General features: G+C 62.0%; 20 protein-coding genes and 2 pseudogenes. 14 read left to right on the top strand and 8 right to left on the bottom strand.

Features of this window, described 5'->3' with window-relative positions; translation table 11 throughout:
* Positions 1-60 precede the first annotated feature (60 nt).
* Positions 61-261 (top strand): hypothetical protein, encoded by a 201-nt coding sequence (locus tag QCM77_RS32710; RefSeq protein WP_279686221.1) that lies wholly within the window; start codon positions 61-63, stop codon positions 259-261.
* 141 nt (positions 262-402) lie between these two features.
* Here QCM77_RS32710 and QCM77_RS32705 read toward each other — a convergent pair whose 3' ends face one another.
* From QCM77_RS32705 to repA, 4 genes are all read right to left on the bottom strand, one after another.
* Positions 403-822, bottom strand: a complete 420-nt coding sequence (locus QCM77_RS32705) for a hypothetical protein (RefSeq protein WP_279686220.1) — start codon at positions 820-822, stop codon at positions 403-405.
* Positions 823-930: 108 nt separating this feature from the next.
* Positions 931-2,163, bottom strand: coding sequence for a plasmid replication protein RepC (gene repC, locus QCM77_RS32700; protein ID WP_279686219.1), 1,233 nt, complete (start codon positions 2,161-2,163; stop codon positions 931-933).
* Between the two features lie 197 nt (positions 2,164-2,360).
* A complete protein-coding gene (gene repB, locus QCM77_RS32695; RefSeq protein WP_279686218.1) occupies positions 2,361-3,380 on the bottom strand; it encodes a plasmid partitioning protein RepB in 1,020 nt (339 codons plus the stop codon).
* Entirely contained in the window at positions 3,377-4,591 is a 1,215-nt protein-coding gene (gene repA / locus QCM77_RS32690) for a plasmid partitioning protein RepA (RefSeq protein ID WP_279686217.1), read from the bottom strand. The genes repB and repA overlap by 4 nt, the downstream gene beginning before the upstream one ends.
* A 1,217-nt stretch (positions 4,592-5,808) precedes the next feature.
* On the opposite strand from repA, the gene QCM77_RS32685 reads away from it, so the two are divergent.
* From QCM77_RS32685 to QCM77_RS32670, 4 genes are all read left to right on the top strand, one after another.
* On the top strand, positions 5,809-5,958 hold the full coding sequence (locus QCM77_RS32685; protein ID WP_279686216.1) for a hypothetical protein: 150 nt from the start codon (positions 5,809-5,811) through the stop codon (positions 5,956-5,958).
* 403 nt (positions 5,959-6,361) lie between these two features.
* Positions 6,362-6,607 (top strand): type II toxin-antitoxin system VapB family antitoxin, encoded by a 246-nt coding sequence (locus tag QCM77_RS32680; protein WP_279686215.1) that lies wholly within the window; start codon positions 6,362-6,364, stop codon positions 6,605-6,607.
* Positions 6,607-7,002: a type II toxin-antitoxin system VapC family toxin gene (locus QCM77_RS32675; protein ID WP_279686214.1), complete on the top strand. Its 396-nt coding sequence runs from the start codon at positions 6,607-6,609 to the stop codon at positions 7,000-7,002. Before QCM77_RS32680 ends, QCM77_RS32675 begins: the two co-directional genes overlap by 1 nt.
* A 233-nt stretch (positions 7,003-7,235) precedes the next feature.
* A complete protein-coding gene (locus QCM77_RS32670; RefSeq protein ID WP_462804359.1) occupies positions 7,236-8,375 on the top strand; it encodes an RHE_PE00001 family protein in 1,140 nt (379 codons plus the stop codon).
* Positions 8,376-8,381: 6 nt separating this feature from the next.
* On the opposite strand, the gene QCM77_RS32665 is transcribed toward QCM77_RS32670, so the two are convergent.
* Entirely contained in the window at positions 8,382-8,660 is a 279-nt protein-coding gene (locus QCM77_RS32665) for a DNA -binding domain-containing protein (protein ID WP_347882407.1), read from the bottom strand.
* A 246-nt stretch (positions 8,661-8,906) separates the two neighbouring features.
* Between QCM77_RS32665 and QCM77_RS32660 the strand changes: the two genes are divergently transcribed.
* The 7 genes and pseudogenes from QCM77_RS32660 to sugE all read left to right on the top strand — a co-directional run bounded on the left by QCM77_RS32660 (position 8,907) and on the right by sugE (position 16,805).
* On the top strand, positions 8,907-9,644 hold the full coding sequence (locus QCM77_RS32660) for a type IV toxin-antitoxin system AbiEi family antitoxin domain-containing protein (protein WP_279686213.1): 738 nt from the start codon (positions 8,907-8,909) through the stop codon (positions 9,642-9,644).
* On the top strand, positions 9,641-10,345 hold the full coding sequence (locus QCM77_RS32655) for a nucleotidyl transferase AbiEii/AbiGii toxin family protein (protein WP_279686212.1): 705 nt from the start codon (positions 9,641-9,643) through the stop codon (positions 10,343-10,345). Before QCM77_RS32660 ends, QCM77_RS32655 begins: the two co-directional genes overlap by 4 nt.
* Positions 10,342-10,557, top strand: coding sequence for a hypothetical protein (locus QCM77_RS32650; RefSeq protein WP_511337216.1), 216 nt, complete (start codon positions 10,342-10,344; stop codon positions 10,555-10,557). Before QCM77_RS32655 ends, QCM77_RS32650 begins: the two co-directional genes overlap by 4 nt.
* A gap of 469 nt (positions 10,558-11,026) precedes the next feature.
* Positions 11,027-12,567 (top strand): annotated as a pseudogene (gene istA / locus QCM77_RS32645) (IS21 family transposase).
* A 19-nt stretch (positions 12,568-12,586) separates the two neighbouring features.
* Entirely contained in the window at positions 12,587-13,348 is a 762-nt protein-coding gene (gene istB, locus QCM77_RS32640) for an IS21-like element helper ATPase IstB (RefSeq protein ID WP_279686210.1), read from the top strand.
* A 1,148-nt stretch (positions 13,349-14,496) separates the two neighbouring features.
* A complete protein-coding gene (locus QCM77_RS32635; RefSeq protein ID WP_279686209.1) occupies positions 14,497-15,864 on the top strand; it encodes a phenylacetate--CoA ligase family protein in 1,368 nt (455 codons plus the stop codon).
* 626 nt (positions 15,865-16,490) lie between these two features.
* Entirely contained in the window at positions 16,491-16,805 is a 315-nt protein-coding gene (gene sugE, locus QCM77_RS32630) for a quaternary ammonium compound efflux SMR transporter SugE (RefSeq protein WP_279667439.1), read from the top strand.
* A gap of 37 nt (positions 16,806-16,842) precedes the next feature.
* Here sugE and QCM77_RS32625 read toward each other — a convergent pair whose 3' ends face one another.
* Positions 16,843-17,967: an amidinotransferase gene (locus QCM77_RS32625; protein WP_279686208.1), complete on the bottom strand. Its 1,125-nt coding sequence runs from the start codon at positions 17,965-17,967 to the stop codon at positions 16,843-16,845.
* 826 nt (positions 17,968-18,793) lie between these two features.
* Here QCM77_RS32625 and QCM77_RS32620 point away from each other — a divergent pair.
* Together QCM77_RS32620 and QCM77_RS32615 are read left to right on the top strand one after the other, a co-directional pair.
* Positions 18,794-19,630 (top strand): DUF1194 domain-containing protein, encoded by an 837-nt coding sequence (locus QCM77_RS32620; protein WP_279667437.1) that lies wholly within the window; start codon positions 18,794-18,796, stop codon positions 19,628-19,630.
* A 223-nt stretch (positions 19,631-19,853) separates the two neighbouring features.
* Positions 19,854-20,120 carry a hypothetical protein gene (locus tag QCM77_RS32615; RefSeq protein ID WP_279686207.1) on the top strand — a complete coding sequence of 89 codons (267 nt, stop codon included), beginning with the start codon at positions 19,854-19,856 and terminating at the stop codon, positions 20,118-20,120.
* A gap of 76 nt (positions 20,121-20,196) precedes the next feature.
* Here the strand turns inward: QCM77_RS32615 and QCM77_RS32610 are convergent, their stop codons facing one another.
* Both QCM77_RS32610 and QCM77_RS32605 read right to left on the bottom strand, forming a co-directional pair.
* Entirely contained in the window at positions 20,197-21,018 is an 822-nt protein-coding gene (locus QCM77_RS32610) for a Crp/Fnr family transcriptional regulator (protein ID WP_279686226.1), read from the bottom strand.
* 159 nt (positions 21,019-21,177) lie between these two features.
* A pseudogene (locus QCM77_RS32605) lies at positions 21,178-21,825 on the bottom strand (Crp/Fnr family transcriptional regulator); the annotation flags it as partial.
* Between the last annotated feature and the right edge of the window lie 198 nt (positions 21,826-22,023).

Genomic DNA, 22,023 nt, shown 5'->3' with positions numbered 1-22,023 from the left:
TGACGCGGAGCGCGTCTCACGTTGAAATCCGATTTTCAGTGATGTTGCGGGGGTGGCGTCGTGGAAGACTTTTATAGGGGCTTCGCACAGCGGGCGCGCGATCTGGCGGAGAACGCGGACCCATTCACCAAGCGGCGGCTACTCGACCTAGCCCAGCGGTACGATCTCAAGAGCAAACCGGGAGCCCCGGGCAGTCGGACTCTCCCGCCGCCGCGCGCGACGCCACCGACGGTGCTGTTTTCCGGCTCCGGCGAAGCTTAAGAGTAGTCGGAGCGCGGCCCGGTCGCCGGTTTTCTATGTTTTCATCGACCGGTCCGGGTGTCGGCCGCGCGCGGTCGCGGTGCTCGCGTTAGTACAAGCTGGCCCTACAGCACTGAACCGCGCTGACCGCGGCGCGAGGAGTCATCGCCTGCGCCGCGCGATCTCGTCAGCGACCATGCCCTCCGCCCGCACCAGCCGCTCGTGCAGGGTCTCGAACATATCGAGAATGTCATCATTGGGTTCATTCTTGCCCTGCTCGATGGCTTCGGCGACGAGCTCATCGAGGGGCGTCTCCTTCAATTGATCTTTCTCCAGAAGATCCTCAAAAAGGCTATCGCTGGTCGGCTGCGGTTGGATGCGTCCGTCGGAGTTGCACCAGACGGTGAAAGTCTGTTGTCCCAGAACGGCGTGCTCGACCATCTCCGCATCCAACGGAATCAGCGTCCCCCAGGCATCGCCCGCTTCGTCCGCAAATCCCGCCACGTAGATCCGTTGCTCCGCGGCGCCTTCATCACGAGGCTGGAAAAACGGCGTGAGGACAATTGGAGCGTGTTTTGCCATGACGATCTCTCCGAACGGCTTTGCGTCGACACAGCGCAGCAGCCGGGTCAGGACGCGCAACTTCGATTACACGAAAACGGCAAGGTCTGGGAACGGCGCCTCATCGCCTCACGCCCGCTGCTTGTCTCGCCGGCGAGAATTGATCTGCGCCATCAGGATCGGGCCAAGCGAAAATTCGCCGACCTCGGCTTTTCGCGTCAGACCGCGCAGATAACCGCCGGCGGAATTGATCGCCGTCCCGCGCTGCAGGATACACGCGACGACGATGGCTGCGGGCACCTCGCCCATAACCTTTTGCGCCTCGTCCCAGGCGCTCGGACTGATCCCCAGCATCGATCGTACAACGGCCGCTGTGGCCAGGAAATCGCGCCAGTTCGAAATCCCACCTTTCGCATAATCAACGATGTCCGGGCATGCACTCAGGACCATTCCTAACGGATACGCCCCCTCCCCGACTCGCGATGGTTGAGGCTTTGGCTCAGCTCCCGCCGCCCTGCCTTCTCGAAAGACAGGTTCAAGATCAACAGGGGTTTCTGGATTTGAATTCTGTATGTGGCGCTCAGAATGGGACTCATTGGCGCTCGGATTCTTGGATTTGATATGTGTTTCCAGAAGATTGAGCACGTCATCGGCGAGCTGAGACAACTCGTCGGCGATCGGCTCGAGCTCCTGGCGCGTCGCCGTGCGCGGAATCTGATCGACGATCGCGCGGAAGGCCGCGTGCACGACCTGCCAATCGGCAGGCCCCTGCCCTCCCCTTTGCGTCGGGACGGCTTCCTCGATGCCAGTTGCAATCATCTTCGCGATGTCGCGCCGGCACAGTGTAATCCGCTCACGCACGAGCTTGAGTGCGCGGGCCTCGGCTTCGATATCGGCCGCCAGGCTCTCGAACTCTTCCGAGCGCACGACGAGCGGTGACAGATCGAAGCCGAACGCGAGCTCGATTTCGCCGGTATCGTCCTTTCGCGCATACCGCTTGCCATTCGGACTGTCACGCCGAACGATTAGTCCCGCGTCGACCAGCACGGCGAGATGGCGCCGCAGCGTCGATGCCGGCATACCGTGCGCCCGCCGACTGAGCTGATGGTTTGACGGAAAGACGATCAGATCATCCTCCCCTGTCAGCGCGGTCTCAGGATGAAAGGTTAGAAGCGCGTTCAGTACCGAGAGCGCGCGCTCCGACACCCCGAGGCGCGGCCTTGCCGTGCAGATGGCATGGAAGATCTTCCATTTGTGCACGATCTTTTCGGGTGGTCGTGCGGTTGCGACCATTTGGCTTGCCACATGGGCAAGCGTCAACGATCGTCGCCCAAAGGGCGTCGTTGGAGAGTGTGACTGCATGTCTTTGCCTCAGCTGGGCAAAGAAAACCTGCTCGCCGAAACGACGATAAAATCGCGTAGAAACTCTTGACTGCGATTCGCGAAAGTGATTCTCTGTCAGTCGCCAAACTTGAAGAGAAGGGCTTCCGGAACTCCGTTTCGGGGGCCTTTTTCTTTTGCCTTGTCTGCTCCTGGTTCGGGTTTACGGGACGAGACCGTCAGGCCTCGGTACTTTCCTGACCACTGCTCGTCTTGGAAAAGGCGTCGAACAGGGCCGGGAGTTGGTCCACAAGAAATGCCGCGAACGTCGTCGAGACATTCTTGTCGATGGTAAGCTTCAATTCGCGCTCGGCCTGACGCACGTGCGCAATCTTGTCGCCGGATGCGGAAAAGACCGGCTTCTCTTCCGGCGGCTTCGGAGTCTCCCCGCGAGATGGGCGACTGGCTGCTGAAAATACTGCGAGAAATCGAGCATCTGTTTCTCGCTCTGCAAATTTTGGTTCGGCGATCGCCGCTCTGACACGTTTGAGCGCCGCGGAATCCTTGGTCAACTCAGCGAATGACTGCCAGCGGCCGCGGCCAACTTTCGGAGCCTTCCCGATTGCTTGAATGACCTCGACAGGAACCGATCGAGCTACGGCAAGAAGTTTTGAGGCCTCCGCCCGATCGACCGATAACGCATCTTGCACGACTGAGCGGCTATGCCCGGCATCCTCGATATGCATCGCGAAGCTGGCGCGCTCAATGAAGCTCAAATCTTCGCGCGGCGCGTTCTCGAGTCCTTGCGCCACGACAAGCGCTTCATCTGACAACGATCGCAGGATCGCTTTGACAGAAATACCTAGTTCGCGCGTGGCGCGGACGCGACGATGACCATACGCACTCTGGTAGCGCCCTTTTGCTTCAGGATGCTCCCGAACGAGAATGGGCACCTCTTGACCACGCTGTGCGATCGACTGCTTAAGTGCCTCGAACGAACTATCGTCCTGGTCGCGAAACCGGTCGGCCAGTGGTGACGGATCGATAAGCGAGGGGTCGATTTCAAGGATCATCGCCCCGGAGGCAATCCTTTCGCGAAGCTCCTCGTTCTCTTTCTCGACTCCGGAAAAAGTGTCTTTCAACGAGCGGACTGAGCCCGACGAGACCCGCGGCAAGGCGCTGGGCATGTTGTCAGCTGACAACGCAGCTGATTGCGGGGCCGTGAAAAGGCTCTTGATAGTGTCAGTACGTTTGCTCATCGACCCCACACCTTCTTGAGAAGTTGCGCGATTTCGGCATTGACCGCGTCGACCGACTCCAACGCTCGATCGTAGGCGCCCCGCCCTACGGCGCCGCGCTCCAACTCATAAAGCGATTGCTTCGTGAGACCGGCGTTGGCGATCGCGGTCGATTTCCACACAGTGGCCTGGAGCACATCCGAACCAAAGAGGGTACGGAGGAGAGCCACGATTTGAGCTTCAGGCACGTCATTGGGATCGTGCCGCGTGATGACGTACCGGATGAAATCGTGATCGAGGCGCCCGCCAGCTTCTTCGATGACGGACATGAGGTCCGACGTCATCAGGAGAAATTGGCTCATGGATGCGACATCGACCATCTGCGGATGGATGGTCACCAGCATAGCGGTCGCCGCGTTTAGTGCGCCCATCGTCAAGTAACCAAGTTGCGGTGGGCAGTCGATAACAACGACGTCATAGTCGTCTGCAACCTGGTCGATAGCGCTAGCGACACGGCGAAAGAACAGGTCGTGTCCGCGTTCACGCCGTTCGACCATTGCTCGAGGCGTGGTGTGCTCGAACTCCATAAGCTCGAGATTGCCTGGAACGAGCCCGATCCCGTCAAAATAGGTCGGCCGGACAATCTCGCGCAGTGGCCGGCGGTGTTCGTCATATCGGATGGCCCCGTACAGGGTTTCGTTCGCCCCAATGTCAAACTCGGGCTGGTACCCGAACATTGCTGAAAGCGAAGCTTGCGGATCGAGGTCAATCGCGAGGACCCGAAAGCCGGCAAGGGCGAGGTATTGTGACAGATACAATGCCGTCGTCGTCTTGGCGGAGCCGCCTTTGAAGTTCGCGACGGTGATAATTTGGAGCTTGTCGCCCGGGCGGCGGCGCGGGAGAAATTCTAATGCTTCTCGGGGTCGCGCGGTGGCTAGATACCCGCGCAACTCATGGACCTGAGCCAGAGTATAAGATCGCCGGCCCCCGATTCCCGTTGTTGGGGTCGGTCCAAGTCCGTCGAGCGAAAGCTGTCGGAGGTACCCATCGGACACGCCAGCAATTCGCGCAACCTCTCCAGAGGTGAACGACCGGAGCGACTTGCTCGCTGAAGGCGGGAAAAGAGTTGTCGCGAGCGAGCGAAGCTGGCCGGAAAGAATGCCCGCGTGCCGAGTGATCCGCGCAGACGCGGTCTCGCTCATAGTCGCCGAATCTTCTGCCAAGCTCACCATTTGCCTTCTCAAGACGGTTTCTGCGCGTCAGACGCCGGATCTCCGTCTTGAGAGATGGCCACGATTCTGTGATTTGAGCAAGAATTAAAGGGTTAACGAGCTATTAACGCTGGATGACGCGCCAAACGGCGCGCAGGGCCCTTTTTGGTGCATCGCCCTGCTGTTGTCAGCTGACAACAACGGCTTCGGCGCGAATGGGATGACCCTCGACTATGGCGTGAGTCGGCTCGCCTTCACGAGTCCCAGAGCTTCATTTTGTGGTTCGCCAACCGCTGCGCTGAACGGTGCTGCCACGGCTGGAGCCGGGGCGACAGGACACGCCCCGGTGCGTAGCCTCCGTTGAGTGCTCTGATCTCAGGCCATGTATTGCAAATTCTAGAGAATCGCGCCGCCTTGTAGCGTCGGCTGCCGCCTGCCATTCGCCCGACGCCTGGCGCCGCAGTCCCGCGAGAAGCACCCTCCCCGCCTCGTTCACGACAATGGCCTCAGACGCCCGCGCTGGATGGCGAGACACCGTAAAGCGACGATGTCGTCTCGCTTGGATCGGCGGCGCGCCGGACCTTCCCGGTGTCGATCGGGGGGCTGGCGCGTCACTTCGCTTACGCCGCCGTTCGCGCCAAAAACGGGCGAGCAGAAGAACCGCACCGTCGCGGGGGGCCACTGGCCGGCCGGCCGAACAGGTCGCAAGCAACCGACCAGACACATCCCAGGTCATCCGCGCTGGCTCCTTCTCTTGCACTGCCACACCGACGGATCGCCAGCCGCGACATCGACCTCAGGGCTCGGCGCTGCAACGGGACCCTCCTGCCCTTTCCAGCGATGCAGGAGTGTCGCAGCTCGTCAATCATCGCTTCATCCCGGGCGCGTGCGATCCGGCGAAGGAACGGCAACGGGCCGTCACCTCGGCCGGCATGCCGTGGTGCGGATCAATGTTGAGCCGGGAGGCTCGACGCCGGGCCTTCAGATCCATTCGCGGCATCGCGCGCCGAGATCGCCCAGGCTTCCGGATATGGACGGTTTTCCTCGAAAGCCCGCATCGTATCGCCACGCGGGAACCTCCTGTTGACTCGAATCGAGCAGCGCAACAATGGACCGGCGTGAGGGGCCAAGCAGTCGAACGCATTCAGGACCTTGGGGCGAGGTTCAGGCCGAGCTCGCGGTTGAATGCCCGGTCTAATGGGAGGTTGATCGGAAGGCGTCCGGCGTGGGGTGCTCCTTTGGCGAGCAGCAAGGCCGTCGAAGATCTCCCTGTGGTGGTGCTGGCGCGGATACCGGTCTGCGTGCTCTCGAACGAAGCCGATCTGACCCATGGACGCCGCCGGATCATGGCAGACAGCAGCGCCCGCTGGGCGATTGTTGTCAGCTGACAACAGGGCCCTACCAACGATGGATGTTGTCAGCTGACAACAATTTGTGCCCTGCGGTCATCCCTCGCTTCAGTTCGCCAAGGCGCGTCGCACCAGTCGAGCCACGATCGGTATCGCATCAGTAGTCGAGGTCGATCGGCGCCGCGCAGAATTCAAAGCAAGGAAGGAGCGGGCGAGGGCGGGATGTTCGTTATTAGCCAGATGATCTGCGAGGACAGCCCTGAGGAAAGCAGCATCCGGGAGACGGAGAGGGCGGGTGTTCATAGATAACTAACCATAAAAGTTGCCCTCACACGCCACGAAGGCCGCACGTCTTAGAGGCGCAAACGACGAGGCCGGCCCTTCCGTCAGTGTATCCATGATGACATATCGGTATACACGATGCGGTCTAGAGGAACGCGCCATGGCCTTCCACATCAAGAACCCGGAGATCGACGCGCTCGCTCGCAAGGTGGCCTCGCTAAAAAAACTCGGCCTCACCGAAGCAGTGCACGTGGCGCTCGCCCATGAGTTCGAGCGCGAGCAGGGCAAGCCGTCTTTGGTCGACCTTGGCGTCCAGTTCTGCCGGGATCTACGCGCGAGGGGCGACTCCGCCAAGGGACAGCCCGCCGACAAGGCGTTCCGCGCCAGCCTGTATGAGGACACCTGATGTTCATCGACGCTTCGGCTTTGACCGCGCTCCTGACCAACGAGGAGGCGGCACGCGAGCTTTTGGCTCGCCTGCAGCAGACCGGAACGCGTGTGACGTTACCGTTGGCTGTATGGGAGGCAGCGGTCGCGGCCGCGCGCGTGCTGGATCTTTCGGTCAGCGCCGCCGCCGAAGCGGTCGATGAGTATTTGGCGCTGATGGAGATCGCCGTAGTCGCGGTGCCGTCTGAAACGGCAAGGCTCGCGCTCGACGCCTTCGACCGATTCGGCACGGGCCGGCATCCGGCGAGCCTCAATTTCGGGGACTGTTTTGCCTACGCTTGCGCCCGGCATCTGGGGCAGCCCTTGATGTTCAAGGGCGGTGACTTTCCGCAAACCGATATCGAAGCCGCCTAAGCGGCCCGGCTGAGGCGGCCGCGGCGCGCGGAAAGAAGGGGACTTGTCCAGACCAGGGCAGGGAGTTTACCGGGCTGCGGCCCTCGGATTGCTGATGCGCTTTAACGGTCTGCTCAATCGATAAGCAGTGGTTATTGACAGCGAGCGCCACGGGGAACCAGCCTGTCGCTATGACCGAAGTTATTCCCGTGATAGCTTCCGTTTGAACGATTCCTGTTAAGGTTATCAAGACCTTGCAAAATGGTTACTCAATTCCCGATCCACTGCCTTGGGCTCAGCTAGCCGGCCCGCTCGCCATCGCCGAGGACGCGCTTGCCCGGCTCGACGAACGCCTGGCCAAGAGCCCGATCCGCGACGGCTGGATTGCGCGCACACATTATACTGACGCCTGCGCCAGTTTGTGGCTGGAAGGTGAATTGGTCCACCTCGAAGATCTGGTTCTCCACGACGCCGGCATGGACATCCGCGCCCCGACCCACGAACTCACCCGCGCCCACGCCATGCTACGGACCCGGCGCCGCATCGCCGACGCGAAGCCGGATTGGGCGCCATCGCCGGCGGGGCTCGACAGTTTGCGCGGCCGCACCGGGCAGGGCGAGTGGGAGGAGGGCAGGGGCATCCGAAAGGAAGGGGAGCGAAGCTTCGTCGGCGGCTACGATAGCGGAGACGCTGATCTCGACACGCCGCTTGGCGGCATCGAGTCCGACCTGCACCTGGCCGCCGCCTTCGCCGCGGTGGACGCCGCGAATGCCAAGGCGGAGCGGACACTCGCCGGCGGGAGTCGCACCCAGTCCGAGCGGGACCCACTGGTCTACGACCCCGACTGGGACGAGGACGCGCGTCTCGACGACTGGCGCGCCGTGGTCGAGCAGACCCGCATATTGCCGCCGACGCTCGCGGCCGCGCTTGCGACTGAGGCTTGGGACGCCATCGCCCCGCTGCAGCACACGCCCTGGCTCGGCCGGCTGCTGGCAGCCAGCGTGTTGCGCGCGCGGGCCAAGACCCGCTGGCATCTGCCCTGCCTGCATGACGGGTTGAAGGCCATCCCCCGCGAACGCCGGCGGCCGCGCGACGCGGCGGCGCGACTCGCCGTGCAACTCGAGGCCATCACCGCTGCCGCGGCGGCCGGTCTCAAGGACCACGACCGCTGGCTTAACCAGCGAACCTTACTCGCCCGAAAACTCGCCGGCCGTCGCGTCACGTCAAAACTGCCGGCGCTGCTCGACTATATGCTGACCCGGCCGATCGCCTCGGCCGGTATGATCGCGAAGGAGCTTAAGATCACGCCGCGCGCCGCTCAGGACCTGGTCGGCGAGCTTGACCTGCGGGAGGTGACCGGCAGGGGACGATATCGGGCTTGGGGGATTCTGTAGGCGCCCTCAGTGCAGTGCCCCGCCCCGCAGCAAATGCCGGTAGCCATGCTCGGTCATCCAGCGGGCACGGGCGAGATGGGTTTCCCACGCCCGGCGCGCCCGATCCGGCTCGCGCGCGACGTCAATATGCAGCACGGTCCGCGCGACCTCTTTCCAGTCGGCGCCATCGGCGGCGGCGTCGAGCAGACGGAGATAGGTGACCAGGTGCTGCTCGTCATAGCCGGTCAGAATTGGCGCGGTCGGCGCGGCATCGGCGACATTAGGATCGGGCGGTGACTTCTGCATGGGGTGGATTCGCCGGCAAGGTTTCTTGTCAGCGGAGAGTAGGCGCGTTCGTGCACCGGTGAGTAGACCCGAATTGCGCACCACGTGGTGCCTGGCGGGTATCACCGAGCATAGCGCAACCGCAGCTGACGAGTTCCTGGCCGATCTTCGGGTCTTCTTAGCTTAATCCGGGTTATCGTAGCCTGACTACGACTTCGACTTCCAATTCAGCTTGCAGGACTTTGATATAATTCTTATTATCGTAGCATGGCTAAGACCCAAAGAAACAAGCTAAACAGGCTCTATACCCGCTTGGCGCCGGGGGCGCCGCTGACCTCCGATGACCTCGCCGCCCTCGGGATATCGGCTGACCTTGCCGTCCACTATGTCCGTGCCGGCTGGTTGCAACGGTTGGCACGCGGCGTCTATTGCCGGCCAAACGATCCGCCCACTTTGCACCCGAGCCTCGTCCTGCTGCAGCGGAGCTTCGAAGGATTGCATGTCGGCGGCAAGTCGGCCTTCGACTGGCACGGCATCCGCCAGTACGTCCCCCAGCGGCCCGTCCTCCATCTATACGGCTGGAAAGCCGGACGCCTTCCGGAGTGGTTCACCCAGCGCTTCCCGGCCGAGTACCACCGCAAGCGACTCTTCAAGGAAGAACCCGGCGCGCTGCTTCATGTCCGGCCCTTCGAGAGCCGCAAGGGCGGCCCGCTCGTCTCGGCGCCGGAACGCGCATTGCTGGAGGTGCTGAGCGAAGTCGGCGTCCGGCAGCCGCTGCAAGAAGCGCGCGAGCTGGTCGAAAGCACTTACAGCCTGCGTGCCGATCTGCTGCGAGACCTGCTCAAGCGCTGCACCAGCGTCAAGACCGTGCGTCTGTGCCTGCAGCTTGGCCGCGAACTCTCTCAGCCCTGGGCCAGCAAGCTCGATCCGTCTCAACTGCCCAAGGGCAGCGACAGGGCCTGGGTGTCCCGCTCCGGTGACGGGCTCCTGGTGCTGAAGCCATGAACCAGGTCTACCTCGACAGCGCGCGGTTGCTGACGCGCGTGGCGTCGCTGGTGCTCGTCGACGGTACGTTCGCACTCAAGGGCGGCACGGCGATCAACCTGTTCGTGCGCGACATGCCGCGGCTCTCGGTCGATCTCGATCTGGTGTTTCCCGACCACACACTGCCGCGCGAGCAGGCGCTGCGGCGCATCAACGAGGCCATCCGTCAGTCGGCAGCGCGCCTGCAGAAGCAGGGCTTTCTGACTCATGCGCCGGCCGCGACGGAATCCGGCGAGACCAAGCTGATGGTGCGGCGAGGCGGCATTGAGGTCAAGATCGAGGTCAACTTCGTCATGCGCGGCACCGTCCATCCGGTGCACATGGCGTCGCTGACAGAGGCCGCGCGCGACACGCTGCAGGCGGATCTCGAAATCCCGGTGGCGTCGTTCGAAGACGTATATGGCGGCAAACTGGTTGCGGCGATGGACCGCCAGCATCCCCGCGATTTGTTCGACGTCACGCAGCTTTTCGCGCACGAGGGAATCACGGTCGGCATTCGCCGCGCTTTCGTCATCTATCTCGCGAGCCATAACCGGCCGGTGCACGAGGTCCTGTTTCCGTCGCTGCGCGACATCCGCCAGGAGTTCGAACACAATTTCGCGGGCATGACCACCGAGCCCGTAGAACTCGATGCGCTCTTGGCAGCGCGCGCGAGCGAATGATGCGCGAACTGCAGCAAGGTCTGACCGCCGATGAGCGCCGCTTCCTGCTGTCACTGGTTGCCGCAGAGCCCGAATGGTCGCTACTGGGCGTGCCGCACTTGGAGCAGCTTCCCGGTCTTCGATGGAAGCTGCAAAACCTGGAACGGCTGCGGAAGACCAACGCCCGAAAATTCGCCGAGCAATCGGACGCGCTGGCTCGGCTATTTGGATGAGCAATAGGGTGAGCATCAGCCGACCCGAATGCTTCCGCACGGGACCCGTTCCGCGCTGCTAACGCCGAGCAGGGACTCCGGATTGCCGGGGGCTGCGGCTTTGCACTGTTCCGCCCTTCGCCACGAGCCGTAGGTGATGCAGTGACCGCCAACGAAGCTCTTCGCAGCCGGAAATGTGCGGCGGGTGGGGCCGGGTCAGACCACCACTTCTAGTGACCCGCGCTGTCCGTAGGCGGCTTGTTCGGGAGGATCGGCGCATCCGATGCGAGCTTCTCTGGGCACGTGATGCGGAATCCGAGGCAAAGCGGCCACCGATTCCGACGGAAGGCGGCCACCGATTCCGATCGAAAGCGGCCACCCAATCCGACGGAAGGCGGCCACCCTGTTGATAGGGTGAGACGGGGGGCGTTGTCGGCAATCTGAACGGGGCAAGGTCCCTCCTTTTGCGGTTCACGCAATGGGAGGTCCGATGCCCGCCGAGAGATTGCCGATGCGGAAGATTCGAGAAGTTCTACGCCTGAAGTATTCCTGTGGAACGAGCGATCGGGTGATCTCCCGCTCGGTCGGGATCGGTCGCACGGCGATCGCGGAGTATGTCCGCCGGGCTGCGGTGATCGGCATCACCTGGCCGATCCCGGAGGAGCTCGACGACACTGCGCTGGAGCGCAAGCTGTTCGCGCCGGCCGGCTACAACCCGCCGCGATTGAAGCCGGTTCCGGAATGGGGACACATCCATGCCGAGTTGCGCCGCCGCAGCGTAACGCTGGCGCTGCTGTGGGAGGAATACCGCGGGCATCATCCCGACGGCTACGGCTACAGCCGGTTCTGCGACCTCTACGTCGAATGGCGCCACGGGATCACGGCGACGATGCGGCAGACCCACGCGGCCGGCGAAAAGCTGTTCGTGGACTTCGCCGGCGATACCGTGCCGGTGTTCGACGGGCTCACCGGGAGGTCTGCGCCGCCAAGATCTTCGTCGCGGTCATGGGAGCGTCGAATTACACATTCGTCCAAGCTCGGTTCAGCGAGGCGTTGCCCGACTGGATCGGCGCCCATGTGGATGCGCTGACCTTCCTGGGCGGGGTGCCGAAGGCGCTCGTCTGCGACAATCTGAAGGCCGGGGTCACGACGGCGAGCCGCTACGAGCCGGGGGTCAACCGGACCTACCAGGATCTCGCGGCCCATTACGGCACCACCATCATGCCGGCGCGGCCGCGCAAGCCGCGCGACAAGGCCAAGGTCGAGGCGGCGGTTCTCATCGTTCAGCGATGGATTTTGGCGCGGCTGCGCAATCGGCGTTTCTTCTCGCTCGCCGAGTTGAACGTCGCGATCCGCATCCTGGTCGACGACCTCAATGCCCGCCTGATGCGCAAGCTCGGTGCCAGCCGCCGTGAGTTCTTCGACACCATCGATCGTCCGGCCCTGATGCCGCTGCCGCCCGAGCCCTATCAGTATGCCGAATGGCGCCGCGCGCGCGTGGCGCCGGATTACCACGTCGAAGTTCAGGGACACTTCTACTCGGTGCCATCCCGCTTGATCCGCCAGGTCGTCGAGGTGCGGGCCACCGAGGCTACCATCGAGGTATTCCATCGCGGCACCCGCATCGCTAGCCACGCACGCTCGGGCTTGAAGCGCCGGCACACGACGATCCCAGAGCACATGCCGAGCGCGCATCGCCGATACGCCTTCTGGACGCCGGCGCGTCTGCTGGCCGCCGCCGAGAAGATCGGTCCGTCCACGGTCGCGCTGTGCGAGGCGATCATGCGGACAAAGCCCCATCCTGAGCAGGGCTTCCGCTCCTGTCTCGGTATCCTGCGGATGGAGAGGACCTATGGGGCGCAGCGTCTCGAGGCCGCATGCCGCCGTGGCATCAGCATCGGCGCAGCGAGCTATCGGTCGATCGCCTCGATCCTCAAGACCGGCCTCGACAAGGCCTTCCTTCCTGACACCACCCCCGACGCCGATCCCATCCAGCACGGCAACATCCGGGGCCGCGGCTACTACCACTGACCAGCAAGAAGGAGACCTTATGCTCAGCAACCACACCCACGAACGTCTTGCCGCTCTCGGGCTCGCCGGCATGGCCAAGGCCTTCGATGATCAGCAACGCCAACCCGACGTCACCGCGCTGACCTTCGAGCAGCGGCTCGGCCTGATGATTGATCGCGAAGCAACCGAGCGGGAGAACAAAAGGCTCATCGTGCGCCTGAAGTTCGCCTCGCTACGGCAGACCGCAATCGTCGAAGATGTCGATCTGCGCGCGCCGCGCGGCATCGATCGCGCCTTCTTTGCCAAGCTCGTCGATGGCGATTGGATCGGCCGCAAGCAAAATTTGCTCATCACCGGGCCGACCGGCGTCGGCAAGAGCTGGATCGCCTGCGCGCTCGGCCACAAGGCATGCCGCGATAATCGATCCGTCTTATACCATCGCCTGCCAAGGCTGTTCGAAGCTCTTGCGCTCGCCCGCGGCGACGGACGCTACGCGCGGCTCCTCAAGACGCTATCGAGGGTCGATTTGCTCATCCTCGATGATTGGGGCCTCGCCCCGCTTACCGGCGAGCAGCGTCGCGATCTCCTCGAAGTCGTCGACGATCGCCACCAGCGCGGATCGACCATCATCACCAGCCAGGTACCGATCGAAAATTGGCATGAGGTCATCGCCGACCCGACCATCGCCGACGCCGTCCTCGATCGGCTCGTCCACAACGCTCACCGCCTCGCACTCAACGGAGACAGCATGCGAAAGATCACTGCGCAGCGCGCCAATCTTGACGCAGCCAAGAAAACCTGACCCAACTCCTCATGCCGGCAACGACTCCCCGGCCGCCTTCGTCGGAACAGGTGGCCGCCTTCGATCGGAATGCATGGTCGCGTTCAATCGGAATCCCTGGCCGCAATCCCCGGAATCCGCACACGTGATGACTTGCTGTCGCAATTTAGGATCCGCGATCTTGGAGAACGCACGCAGCAGCCGGAGCGCTTGAAAGCCCTTCACGTTGATGGATTTCCGTTCGTCCACTGGCCCTCCGGCACGTCCCACGCTGGGCCCCATTCGGTTGAACGCGCTCCCGAAAGGCAAGGCATTCAATGAACATATCGGCAAATCCCGTACTCTTACGGGACAGCCTCGGTCACGGGCGCCGATACCGAACGGCTCGAAGCCAGGATGCTGGCCCCAGCGGAGAGGTTTTGCCATGCATCGCCGGAAGCGACGAACTTCCGACGGAGCAATTTGAGTTTCGGACCGGGGTTCGTCCCGCTGTCCGAAAAAGTGCTACAAGTTTCGGACATGAACTCGGGTTTGCACGATTTGAAGACGGCCATACTTGAGCGCATCCGCGCCGACGCGCTGCGCAAGGCTTGAGACGCGCCTGAACCGGAAGGGCGCTAGGGAAGCGGGGCGACGCAATGAAGCAGCGCTTGCTGGCCTTTCGTTTCTCCTTTCCGCCCATGCACAAAGGCCCCGCCGCGCGGGGGGGCGTTCTGCGCGGCGTCTCAGTCGCGATTCGGCCGGGACCAGATGAGCGAGTGCAGGGGCAGTCCGGTGTCAACCTTGCCCTCGGCATCTCGCACATGACGCTCCGGCTGGCAGCCCGATAGGCGTCCGTTGCTGCGTGATTGAGACCTTTTGGCTACGCTGAAAAGGACGGCCGCGTCGCGGCAGCACCATCCCGTGCTGATCGCCAACATTGCGGATCACTGGCGCCGGATAGCCCGGAAACACGCCGGGCATCGGGGGCAAATTACCCTCGCAGCCGTTGACCACGCGGAAGAGCGCGAGGACGGCGACTTGGTCGGTGGTGATCGAAGACAAGTTACACAGGGGCGACCTGTTGGGCTAGCTAGCGCGCGTTCGGCCCGTAATTGGTACCGGCATCTGTCGGCTGTTTGAAATCGAATGTCATCGCCACGCGCTCGCCTGCTGTGGGTTCATTTATCATGAGCGAAAGCATCTCATCGGTATTGCTCGATGCGCACCGCGCAAGAAGGCAAGGTCTCAACGCCATCGCCCAGCGACAACGTGCTCGCCTTGGCGAGGCCGTGACCTTCGCTCGCGCCAACTCACCCTATTATCGCGAACTCTATCAGGGTCTGCCGGAACAGATTGAGAGTTCGTCCGTGCTGCCGGTGGCTAATAAGCAAGAGCTAATGCGTCATTTTGACGACTGGGTCACCGACCGCGAGATTAGTTTCGCGGCAGTGCGTGCGTTCGTCGATAACCCTGAGCTGATCGGGCAACGCCTCCTTGGCAAGTATTCCGTGGCAACCACTTCGGGCAGCACCGGGACACCTGGAATATTTCTGTTGGACAAACACAATTGGACGGTCACACTCGCTTTTTCGCTGCGCATGATAACGGGCTGGCTCAGCGCCAGCGACAGGTTTCGTCTCCTCGTCCGCGGCGGCCGCGCGGCGTCGGTGCTGGCGATGGAAGGCCATTACATCGGCGCAACCAGCTTTGCTGCAATCCGCACAAAATGGTCGGCCCGACGATTACGGGCGCTCCCGGCACAGGCGCCGCTGCGCAATCTAGTCGCTGAACTCAATTGGTTCCGCCCGGCTCTGCTCATCGGATACGCCAGCGTCATGGCGCTATTGGCCGGCGAGCAGGATGGCGGTCGCCTGCAAATTCGGCCGGTGCTGGTTCTTCCGACTTCGGAAGGGCTTTCGCAGGACGGATACGACCGGATCGCAAGGGCATTCCACGCCAAGGTCCGGACCGTTTACGCCGCGACGGAATGCCTGTTCATGGCCGTCGGCTGTGAACACGGTTGGCATCATGTCAACAGCGATTGGGTGATCCTCGAACCCGTCGATGCGAGCTATCGGCCGGTTCCGCCCGGCGAGGAGTCGCATACGGTCCTCGTGAGCAACCTCGCCAATCGCGTGCAGCCGATCCTCCGCTACGATCTAGGCGACCGCATCCTGCAACGACCTGATCCTTGCCCTTGCGGCAACCCGCTTCCGGCGATCCGCGTGCGGGGCCGCGCTGCCGACATCGTCACGTTTCCAACCGAACGCGGAGAGAAAGTCGCAGTGCCATTGCTCGCGCTTGAGATCGATCATGTACCCGGTGTGGAGTTGTTTCAGATAGTGCAGACTGCGCCAACGCATTTGCGCGTTCGCCTACGTCCCGCAGCCGACACTGACCCAAACCGGGTTTGGCGGGCGGTGCATTCCGAATTGACCAAGCTGCTGAATGAGCATGGGCTCGCTCACGTGTCTGTCGAGTTGGCCGCCGAACCGCCAGTTCCATCTTCCGCCGGAAAGTACCGCACCGTAATCCCACTGGTTCTAAGTGCTTAAATACTCGCGAGAGCCTTGGGACGGATCGTGCTGCTGCTAAACGGCTATCTTGAACCCGAAGCGGCGAGTTGCCCACTATAGGTTGAACGACTGGTGATATCCGGCCCATCGGGCTGCGCGGCTTGATCCGATTGCGACACTACGCTTCGAGTAGACGAAAGAGCCGAACTCTCATCTCCGTGCTCTAAGGTGATCTCGCGGCGACCAAAGGCCTTCGCCCAATCTCCGGGGTGCACCGTCGGCAACCGCCGAGTCGGGTCGTCGCGTCACTCTGACCGCGCCCCCAATCACTTCCCGTCTTCCCCGCCAAACAGACATTTTCCGGGTTCGTCGACATCTCTCAATGGTACCATCGCAGATATTCGAGCGAGACCGTGGTAGACAGGCGAAACACGGCCGGACCGGGACGGGGCGTTCTTCTGTATACCGACTGGCCGTGTGGGGTTTTGGGCGCTTGCGTTGAAGAAAAAAGTGAAGTCTCCCCGCGTGCTGAAATAGTCTGTTTTCCTCGTTTTCGAATACATAATTCTTCGCTGCACCTGTTTTTCTTATGCGGACACACAGCACGACTGGCAACGAGCGTGGAGAGGAACTGAGATGAAGAAACATCTTAAGGAGGATCTCCCATGGCTTGGCTCTTCCTGCTCGTTGCTGGCCTGTGCGAAATCGCCTGGGCGATTGGCCTCAAATACACGGAAGGATTCGCGCGCCTATTACCCGTGATCGGCACCGCCGTCGCCATGTTGGCCAGTATTGGATTCCTCGGCCTTGCCCTTAGGTCGTTGCCGGTCGGTACGGCCTATGCGGTGTGGACGGGCATTGGCGCCATCGGCACTACGGCGCTCGGCATCTATCTTTTCAATGAGCCCGCGACGCTGCTTAGGCTTGGTTGTATCGGCCTCATTGTCTCGGGCATCATCGGACTGAAGATCACCTCTTAGGCCGTGCAACGCGATATGGATGCGGAGGGTCGGAGCCTCAAAAATAACTCTCCAACCTGCCGCGTCGCCGGACGTCGAGCGTGGCGCAGTGGAAGGCGCCGCCAAATGCGGCGTAGTGCAAGAACTCGCAGGGAAGCGGCTCGAATCCCCATCTCTCTATCGCGCGCATTGTTGCGGTATGATGCGGATCGACGATGACGCGCTTCTCGTCCACCGTTAGCACGTTCATGTTGAGCCATTTCCCGCATAGCGAAGTGATCTTGAGCATGCGATCGGTGATCGGGTCTGGCTCGGGGGCCACAAGGATTTCCCATTTTTTCAAGATGGCCGGGAGACGGTCGACGTCTATGTATTCGGGATTGATCAGGATCTTGCCGGGCCCAAGCGGCAGTATAGTGGTATCGATGTGCATTGGATTGGGACAGCGGCTCTCGATCTCATGAATGCGATAACTGTCCCCGAGATGGCGACGCAGCCATTCAATGCCGGATGCATTGGTTACGTTGCTGCGGGTCACGAACAGGTCGCGCCCGCAGCGAACGAAATCGGCGGCGTCGAAGACCGGCTCGAATTCAGTTAGGATGTATGAAATCGGCTCGTCGCATTTGGGGACACGAAACTCTGCATCGAACAGCTCGTTCGTCAGTTGCGGCCGAGGCGCGGCGGTCCAGCGTGCGCCTCGTCGGAAGTACTCCTTCAGGATCGGACGATAGGAGTGCGTCTCGAAGTAGCGACACGGCCAAGCCATCGGCGTTTCGATGATCTCGTCGCCGACCACGAGCATGCTGTCGCGCGGACAGGAATTGCAGAACCCCTGCGAAGACCATTCAGGCGTACTGAAGCGTCTTTTGTAGTCAGTCGGTTCCGGCCGCGTTACCACTATGCCCAGCGACTGTAGCAGCGCGACAAAGCCATCAAGCTCGCGCTGCGCCGGTTCGACCATGATCTTTGGATAGCGGCAACCTGCGGCCCGCGACTGAGCCCACGCAGCCATGCCCGGAATGTTGCAGGTAACAACGGGATGAGCGGACGGAATGGTCGCGCCCTGCAGCCGTCCGACAATCACTTCCTCCAGCGGATCCCACTCGTTGTGCGAGTTCACTGGAGAATTTTGTCCCGCAGGGGCAGCGTCCGCGCCGATGGTGCGCGTGATCATGTCCATTGCTTGAGGCCTCCGAGGCAACAACAGTTGCGCGTATCGGAGGTTCCAACGCAAGGCGGGATGCCGTCAGTGGGCGATGAGCTGGCGCAATCTACGACCGGAGACCGCCCCGGGCGCCAAACCACGATGTCAGGCAATTGCCGAGGGAACGCATTCGCAATCGCAGTGCGTGCCGTTGCGATAAGGAGCTCGTGGCACTTAGCGCGGACGACGGACAGGCTGGCATGAGATTTTTTTGGGTGCTGGTAACCTTTTCCAAGCGTCAGGCCGAAACTTCACACGAAACCAGTTTAATGCGCCAAGGGCTCAGGTTACGATGGCAGGGCGGTTGTGATGCGTGGCCACGCTTAGCCGATTATCTAAACTGGTCGGGCATTCGAAGCCACGCGAGAGTATGCGGTGCCTATATACGGCTGCCTTCCAGATCACGGGGAAGCCGCTTTACCGTCAAATCGCGATCGAAACGGCCCGAATCTCCGAAAGGACATGATGGCGAGCGCGGTCAACTTCTATACCGCACGCGATGCGCAGCTGGATGGCGTGGAAGGCGAAGGCTACCTGCGGCGACACGTGGCGAGATATCATCTCTCCTGGGTGTGAAGGAAGCACCGTCTATGGGTTGACGCCGGTACCGAAGCCGAATGTCCCTGACATCGTGCATCCCCCTACATCGCGGTACTTCACCATGAAGAGCGACATCGCCATCAGCCTGTTCGTCGGCGACCTGCCAGCTGTGCCACACCTCGATGCCCTCGTGGCGCATGTTCCCGCTTTTCCAAGTCCAGTTTGCGTGGCACCATCCGTTTGAAACGACGGGAGAGCTGCCATGCGCTGGTGTGTCTCGATCGGGGCGGCGCTGATCGCGGGGACGATGGCCGCGGGTGCCGGCAGTGCCGCGCCCAACCCAAGATCGCAGCTGGCGGACGTCAACAACAATCCGCCATCCGTCGATGTTGAACTCGTTATCGCGGTCGACGTTTCCTATTCGATGGATCTGGACGAACTCGCGGTCCAGCGCGAGGGCTATGCGCAGGCCATCGTCTCGAAAGATTTCCTTCAGGCGCTGAAGAACGGTCCGACCAGCAAGGTAGCCGTAACCTATTTCGAGTGGTCGGCATCGACCGACCAGAAGATCATCATTCCCTGGCGAGTGATCGACGGCCCGGAGACGGCGGACGCCGTCGCCGGCGAAATCATGAAGGCGCCGGTTCGTCGGGGCTCGCGCACCTCGATCTCTGGCGCGATCAATTTCGCGGTGCCGCTATTCGACGAAAATCCTCATCGGGGCTTAAGGCGCGTCATCGACATTTCCGGCGACGGCCCGAACAACAACGGCGAGCCTGTCACCGGCGCTCGCGATGTGGCACTAGAGAAGGGCATCATCATCAACGGACTCCCGATCATGGTGAAGGAGCCGTCCTATTCGACAATGGATATCGACAACCTCGATTTTTATTACGAGGACTGCGTCATTGGTGGACCGGGCGCTTTCGTCGTGTCGATCAAGGATCGTGATCATTTCAAGGAAGCGATCCGCGCCAAGCTCGTGCTCGAGGTTGCGGGCCGAACGCCAGGGTACCGGATCGTTCCGGCCGCCGAGAAAGAGCCGCGGATACCTTGCCAGATCGGTGAAAAAATGTGGCAGGACCGTTGGGGGCGATAACCGTCGAAATCTAAATCTAATGAGAGCAGCAATCCACGGGGCGCAATGAGGGGGCCGAACCGCCGCCGCGCGAGCGGTGGGCTCTTGAACATCATTTCGAGTAGATCGAACGCCGCGAGCGCGGATAGTTCGTCAGGACTCATGTTGCTTTCCGGGGATGGAATAGCTCCTCGACGGACTGTTTCGGGTCCTTGATCCGAGAGCGGTCCTTCCGATCATTCTTTTGCGCTTCGAGCTTCTGCAGGAAGCGGAAGCGCGGCGATCGGGTCGCGTGCCCGGATCGGCCGTGCTTTGTCATGCCGAAACCCTTCTGGCCGCCGTGCGTCATTTGATCACCAACGCAAACAGTGCGGCTCATTTCTTGCGCCCGAGAGCCGCCACCGGGGCCAAGCTTTATGGCGGAGAAAGGATAGCCCTGATCATCAAACGGCGCGAGGCTTCGAACGCAGCCAGCGGCGACCGGGCGCCGATCGGCGAGCTAAGCTATTGATCTGCCGAGCGGTGGAGGGGTCACTCTTGGACGCCTGTTCACACCGGAGAGAGCCTGATCGTGACGGAAGGACCCGCTATTTCCTCCCCGACGAAGCGGCCTTGATTTCAGGATGGTGTTCGCCAGCTTCACCGGAGGTGACGACGGAGCTTTCCTGGAACGGCGCAAGGGCAAGTCGGGGCGTGGATAATTCCTGGCAGGACATGCGATCGATCCTGCGCTGCATCAGCGTATAGCATTCGCACGCTACGCCTTCGAGCCGGGCCCGGTCGACCTCGACGAAGCCGCGCCGGTCGGACCTGATGGCTCCAGCCGCGCGAAGCTTGCTCATCGTCAACGTCACCGTCGTCCGCCGGACCCCGAGCAATTGGGCAAGCGCTTCCTGCGTCAGCGGAAGCACATCGTCGGGAACGCGGTCGTGAAACTGCAGTAGCCACCGCGCCATGCGGCCTTCCACCTGATGCAGCGCGTTACAGGCGACTACGTGCTGGAGCTGCAACAACAGGGTACGGGCGTGGACCTGGACCACGTGCCTGATGGCTGCGCTTCGCGCATAGGCGAGTCGGAATTTCGCGGCGGAAATCCGTGATGCGGTGCCGGCCACGCGAGCGATCGCGGTCACAGACGACCGCGATGGGCCGAGCACGGAGAGCGAGGCCAATGCGCCTTCCCGCCCCATCAACGTGGTTGCGACCGTTTGCCCGTTGGGCATATCGACCATGAAGGCGACGGCGCCGCTATGGGGAAAATAAACCTGGTCGAGTTCATCGCCCGACCGCACCAACATGGCGTCGGGTTCGAACGAGATTTTTTGGAAGTGGGGCGTGAGCAAGCCGAGATCCGCCGGCGGCAACGCCGCCAAGAGCCTATTTCCAACGCTGGTCGGGTGCGCGGTCACGGAGCAGTCCTTCGCGGAACGAGCAACCAATGCACCTAGTGAGACGCGCTCAACAGTCTCAACACCCAGAAAGCGAAATCGGGCCGTATTGGTCGAGGCAGATCCCTCAACCTCGAGACGCATGGTCTCGCCGCATTCGCACGCCACCGCGGCGAGGCGCGATCGGTCGATCTCGATCTGGCCTCGTCGATCAGATCTGATCGCGCCCGACGCGCGCAGACTGCGCATCAGGAGTGTCACCGTCGTTCGTCGCACACCGAGGATTTGCGACAGCGCTTCCTGGGTGAGGGGGAGGACGTCGTGGTCAATGTGGTCGCTTAAATTGAGCAGCCAGCGTGCCATGCGGACTTGGACCGGATGCAGCGCATTGCAGGCCGCGCCGAGCTGGAACTGTGTCAGCATCGCGCTGAGGTGGGCCTGGAGCGCGTGCCGGAGCGCGGGGCTGCGGTTGAAAGCGGCGCGAAATCGGGAGGCGGGAATCCGCGAGGCGGTCCCTGCCGCGTGCACGATGGCGGTAATGGCCGAAGGTGACGGCCCTAGCGCGGAGAGGATGCCGACTGCTCCCTCGCACCCGATTGCTGCGGTGGCAACCGTCTGCCCGTTCGCCATGTCGATCATCAGCGAGACGGCGCCGCTATGAGGGAAGAAGACATGCTCGACCTCGTCACCCGCTCGCGCGAGGACCGCGTCCTGATCGAGCGCGACTGGTTCCAGCTCGGGCGCCAGCAGAGCGAAGTCCGGTGGCAGCAGTGCTGCCAGAAGCCGGTTACCACCTCCGCCGGGACGCGTCACCGCAGGGTGAGGCATCGGCCGCCTTCTGCATTCCGAGCGGCGCGGACCAGTGGCCTCAACATCTGTTCGGGGCAGCCTTCTCTATTCGTACCGAGATCCAGTTCACTTCCAGACGCTTTCACTCTCCAACAACTAAACTCAAAAAAGCCCGCAACCACGAAGCGGATTTTCTGCTTGCAACATCATCGGGGCTTAGATGCAAGTGCGCTATGA

This window comes from Bradyrhizobium nivariense (assembly GCF_029846695.2).
Classification (GTDB): domain Bacteria; phylum Pseudomonadota; class Alphaproteobacteria; order Rhizobiales; family Xanthobacteraceae; genus Bradyrhizobium.
The sequence above is the reverse complement of the archived record's forward strand: the minus strand, read 5'-3'. Positions and strand labels throughout refer to the sequence as shown.

Coding starts and splice junctions, on each gene's coding strand:
- QCM77_RS32705 (WP_279686220.1), bottom strand. CDS start 822: ATGGCAAAACACGCTCCAATTGTCCTCACGCCGTTTTTCCAGCCTCGT.
- repC (WP_279686219.1), bottom strand. CDS start 2,163: ATGCAGTCACACTCTCCAACGACGCCCTTTGGGCGACGATCGTTGACG.
- repB (WP_279686218.1), bottom strand. CDS start 3,380: ATGAGCAAACGTACTGACACTATCAAGAGCCTTTTCACGGCCCCGCAA.
- repA (WP_279686217.1), bottom strand. CDS start 4,591: ATGGTGAGCTTGGCAGAAGATTCGGCGACTATGAGCGAGACCGCGTCT.
- QCM77_RS32680 (WP_279686215.1), top strand. CDS start 6,362: ATGGCCTTCCACATCAAGAACCCGGAGATCGACGCGCTCGCTCGCAAG.
- QCM77_RS32675 (WP_279686214.1), top strand. CDS start 6,607: ATGTTCATCGACGCTTCGGCTTTGACCGCGCTCCTGACCAACGAGGAG.
- QCM77_RS32665 (WP_347882407.1), bottom strand. CDS start 8,660: ATGCAGAAGTCACCGCCCGATCCTAATGTCGCCGATGCCGCGCCGACC.
- QCM77_RS32660 (WP_279686213.1), top strand. CDS start 8,907: ATGGCTAAGACCCAAAGAAACAAGCTAAACAGGCTCTATACCCGCTTG.
- QCM77_RS32655 (WP_279686212.1), top strand. CDS start 9,641: ATGAACCAGGTCTACCTCGACAGCGCGCGGTTGCTGACGCGCGTGGCG.
- QCM77_RS32650 (WP_511337216.1), top strand. CDS start 10,342: ATGATGCGCGAACTGCAGCAAGGTCTGACCGCCGATGAGCGCCGCTTC.
- istB (WP_279686210.1), top strand. CDS start 12,587: ATGCTCAGCAACCACACCCACGAACGTCTTGCCGCTCTCGGGCTCGCC.
- QCM77_RS32635 (WP_279686209.1), top strand. CDS start 14,497: ATGAGCGAAAGCATCTCATCGGTATTGCTCGATGCGCACCGCGCAAGA.
- sugE (WP_279667439.1), top strand. CDS start 16,491: ATGGCTTGGCTCTTCCTGCTCGTTGCTGGCCTGTGCGAAATCGCCTGG.
- QCM77_RS32625 (WP_279686208.1), bottom strand. CDS start 17,967: ATGGACATGATCACGCGCACCATCGGCGCGGACGCTGCCCCTGCGGGA.
- QCM77_RS32620 (WP_279667437.1), top strand. CDS start 18,794: ATGCGCTGGTGTGTCTCGATCGGGGCGGCGCTGATCGCGGGGACGATG.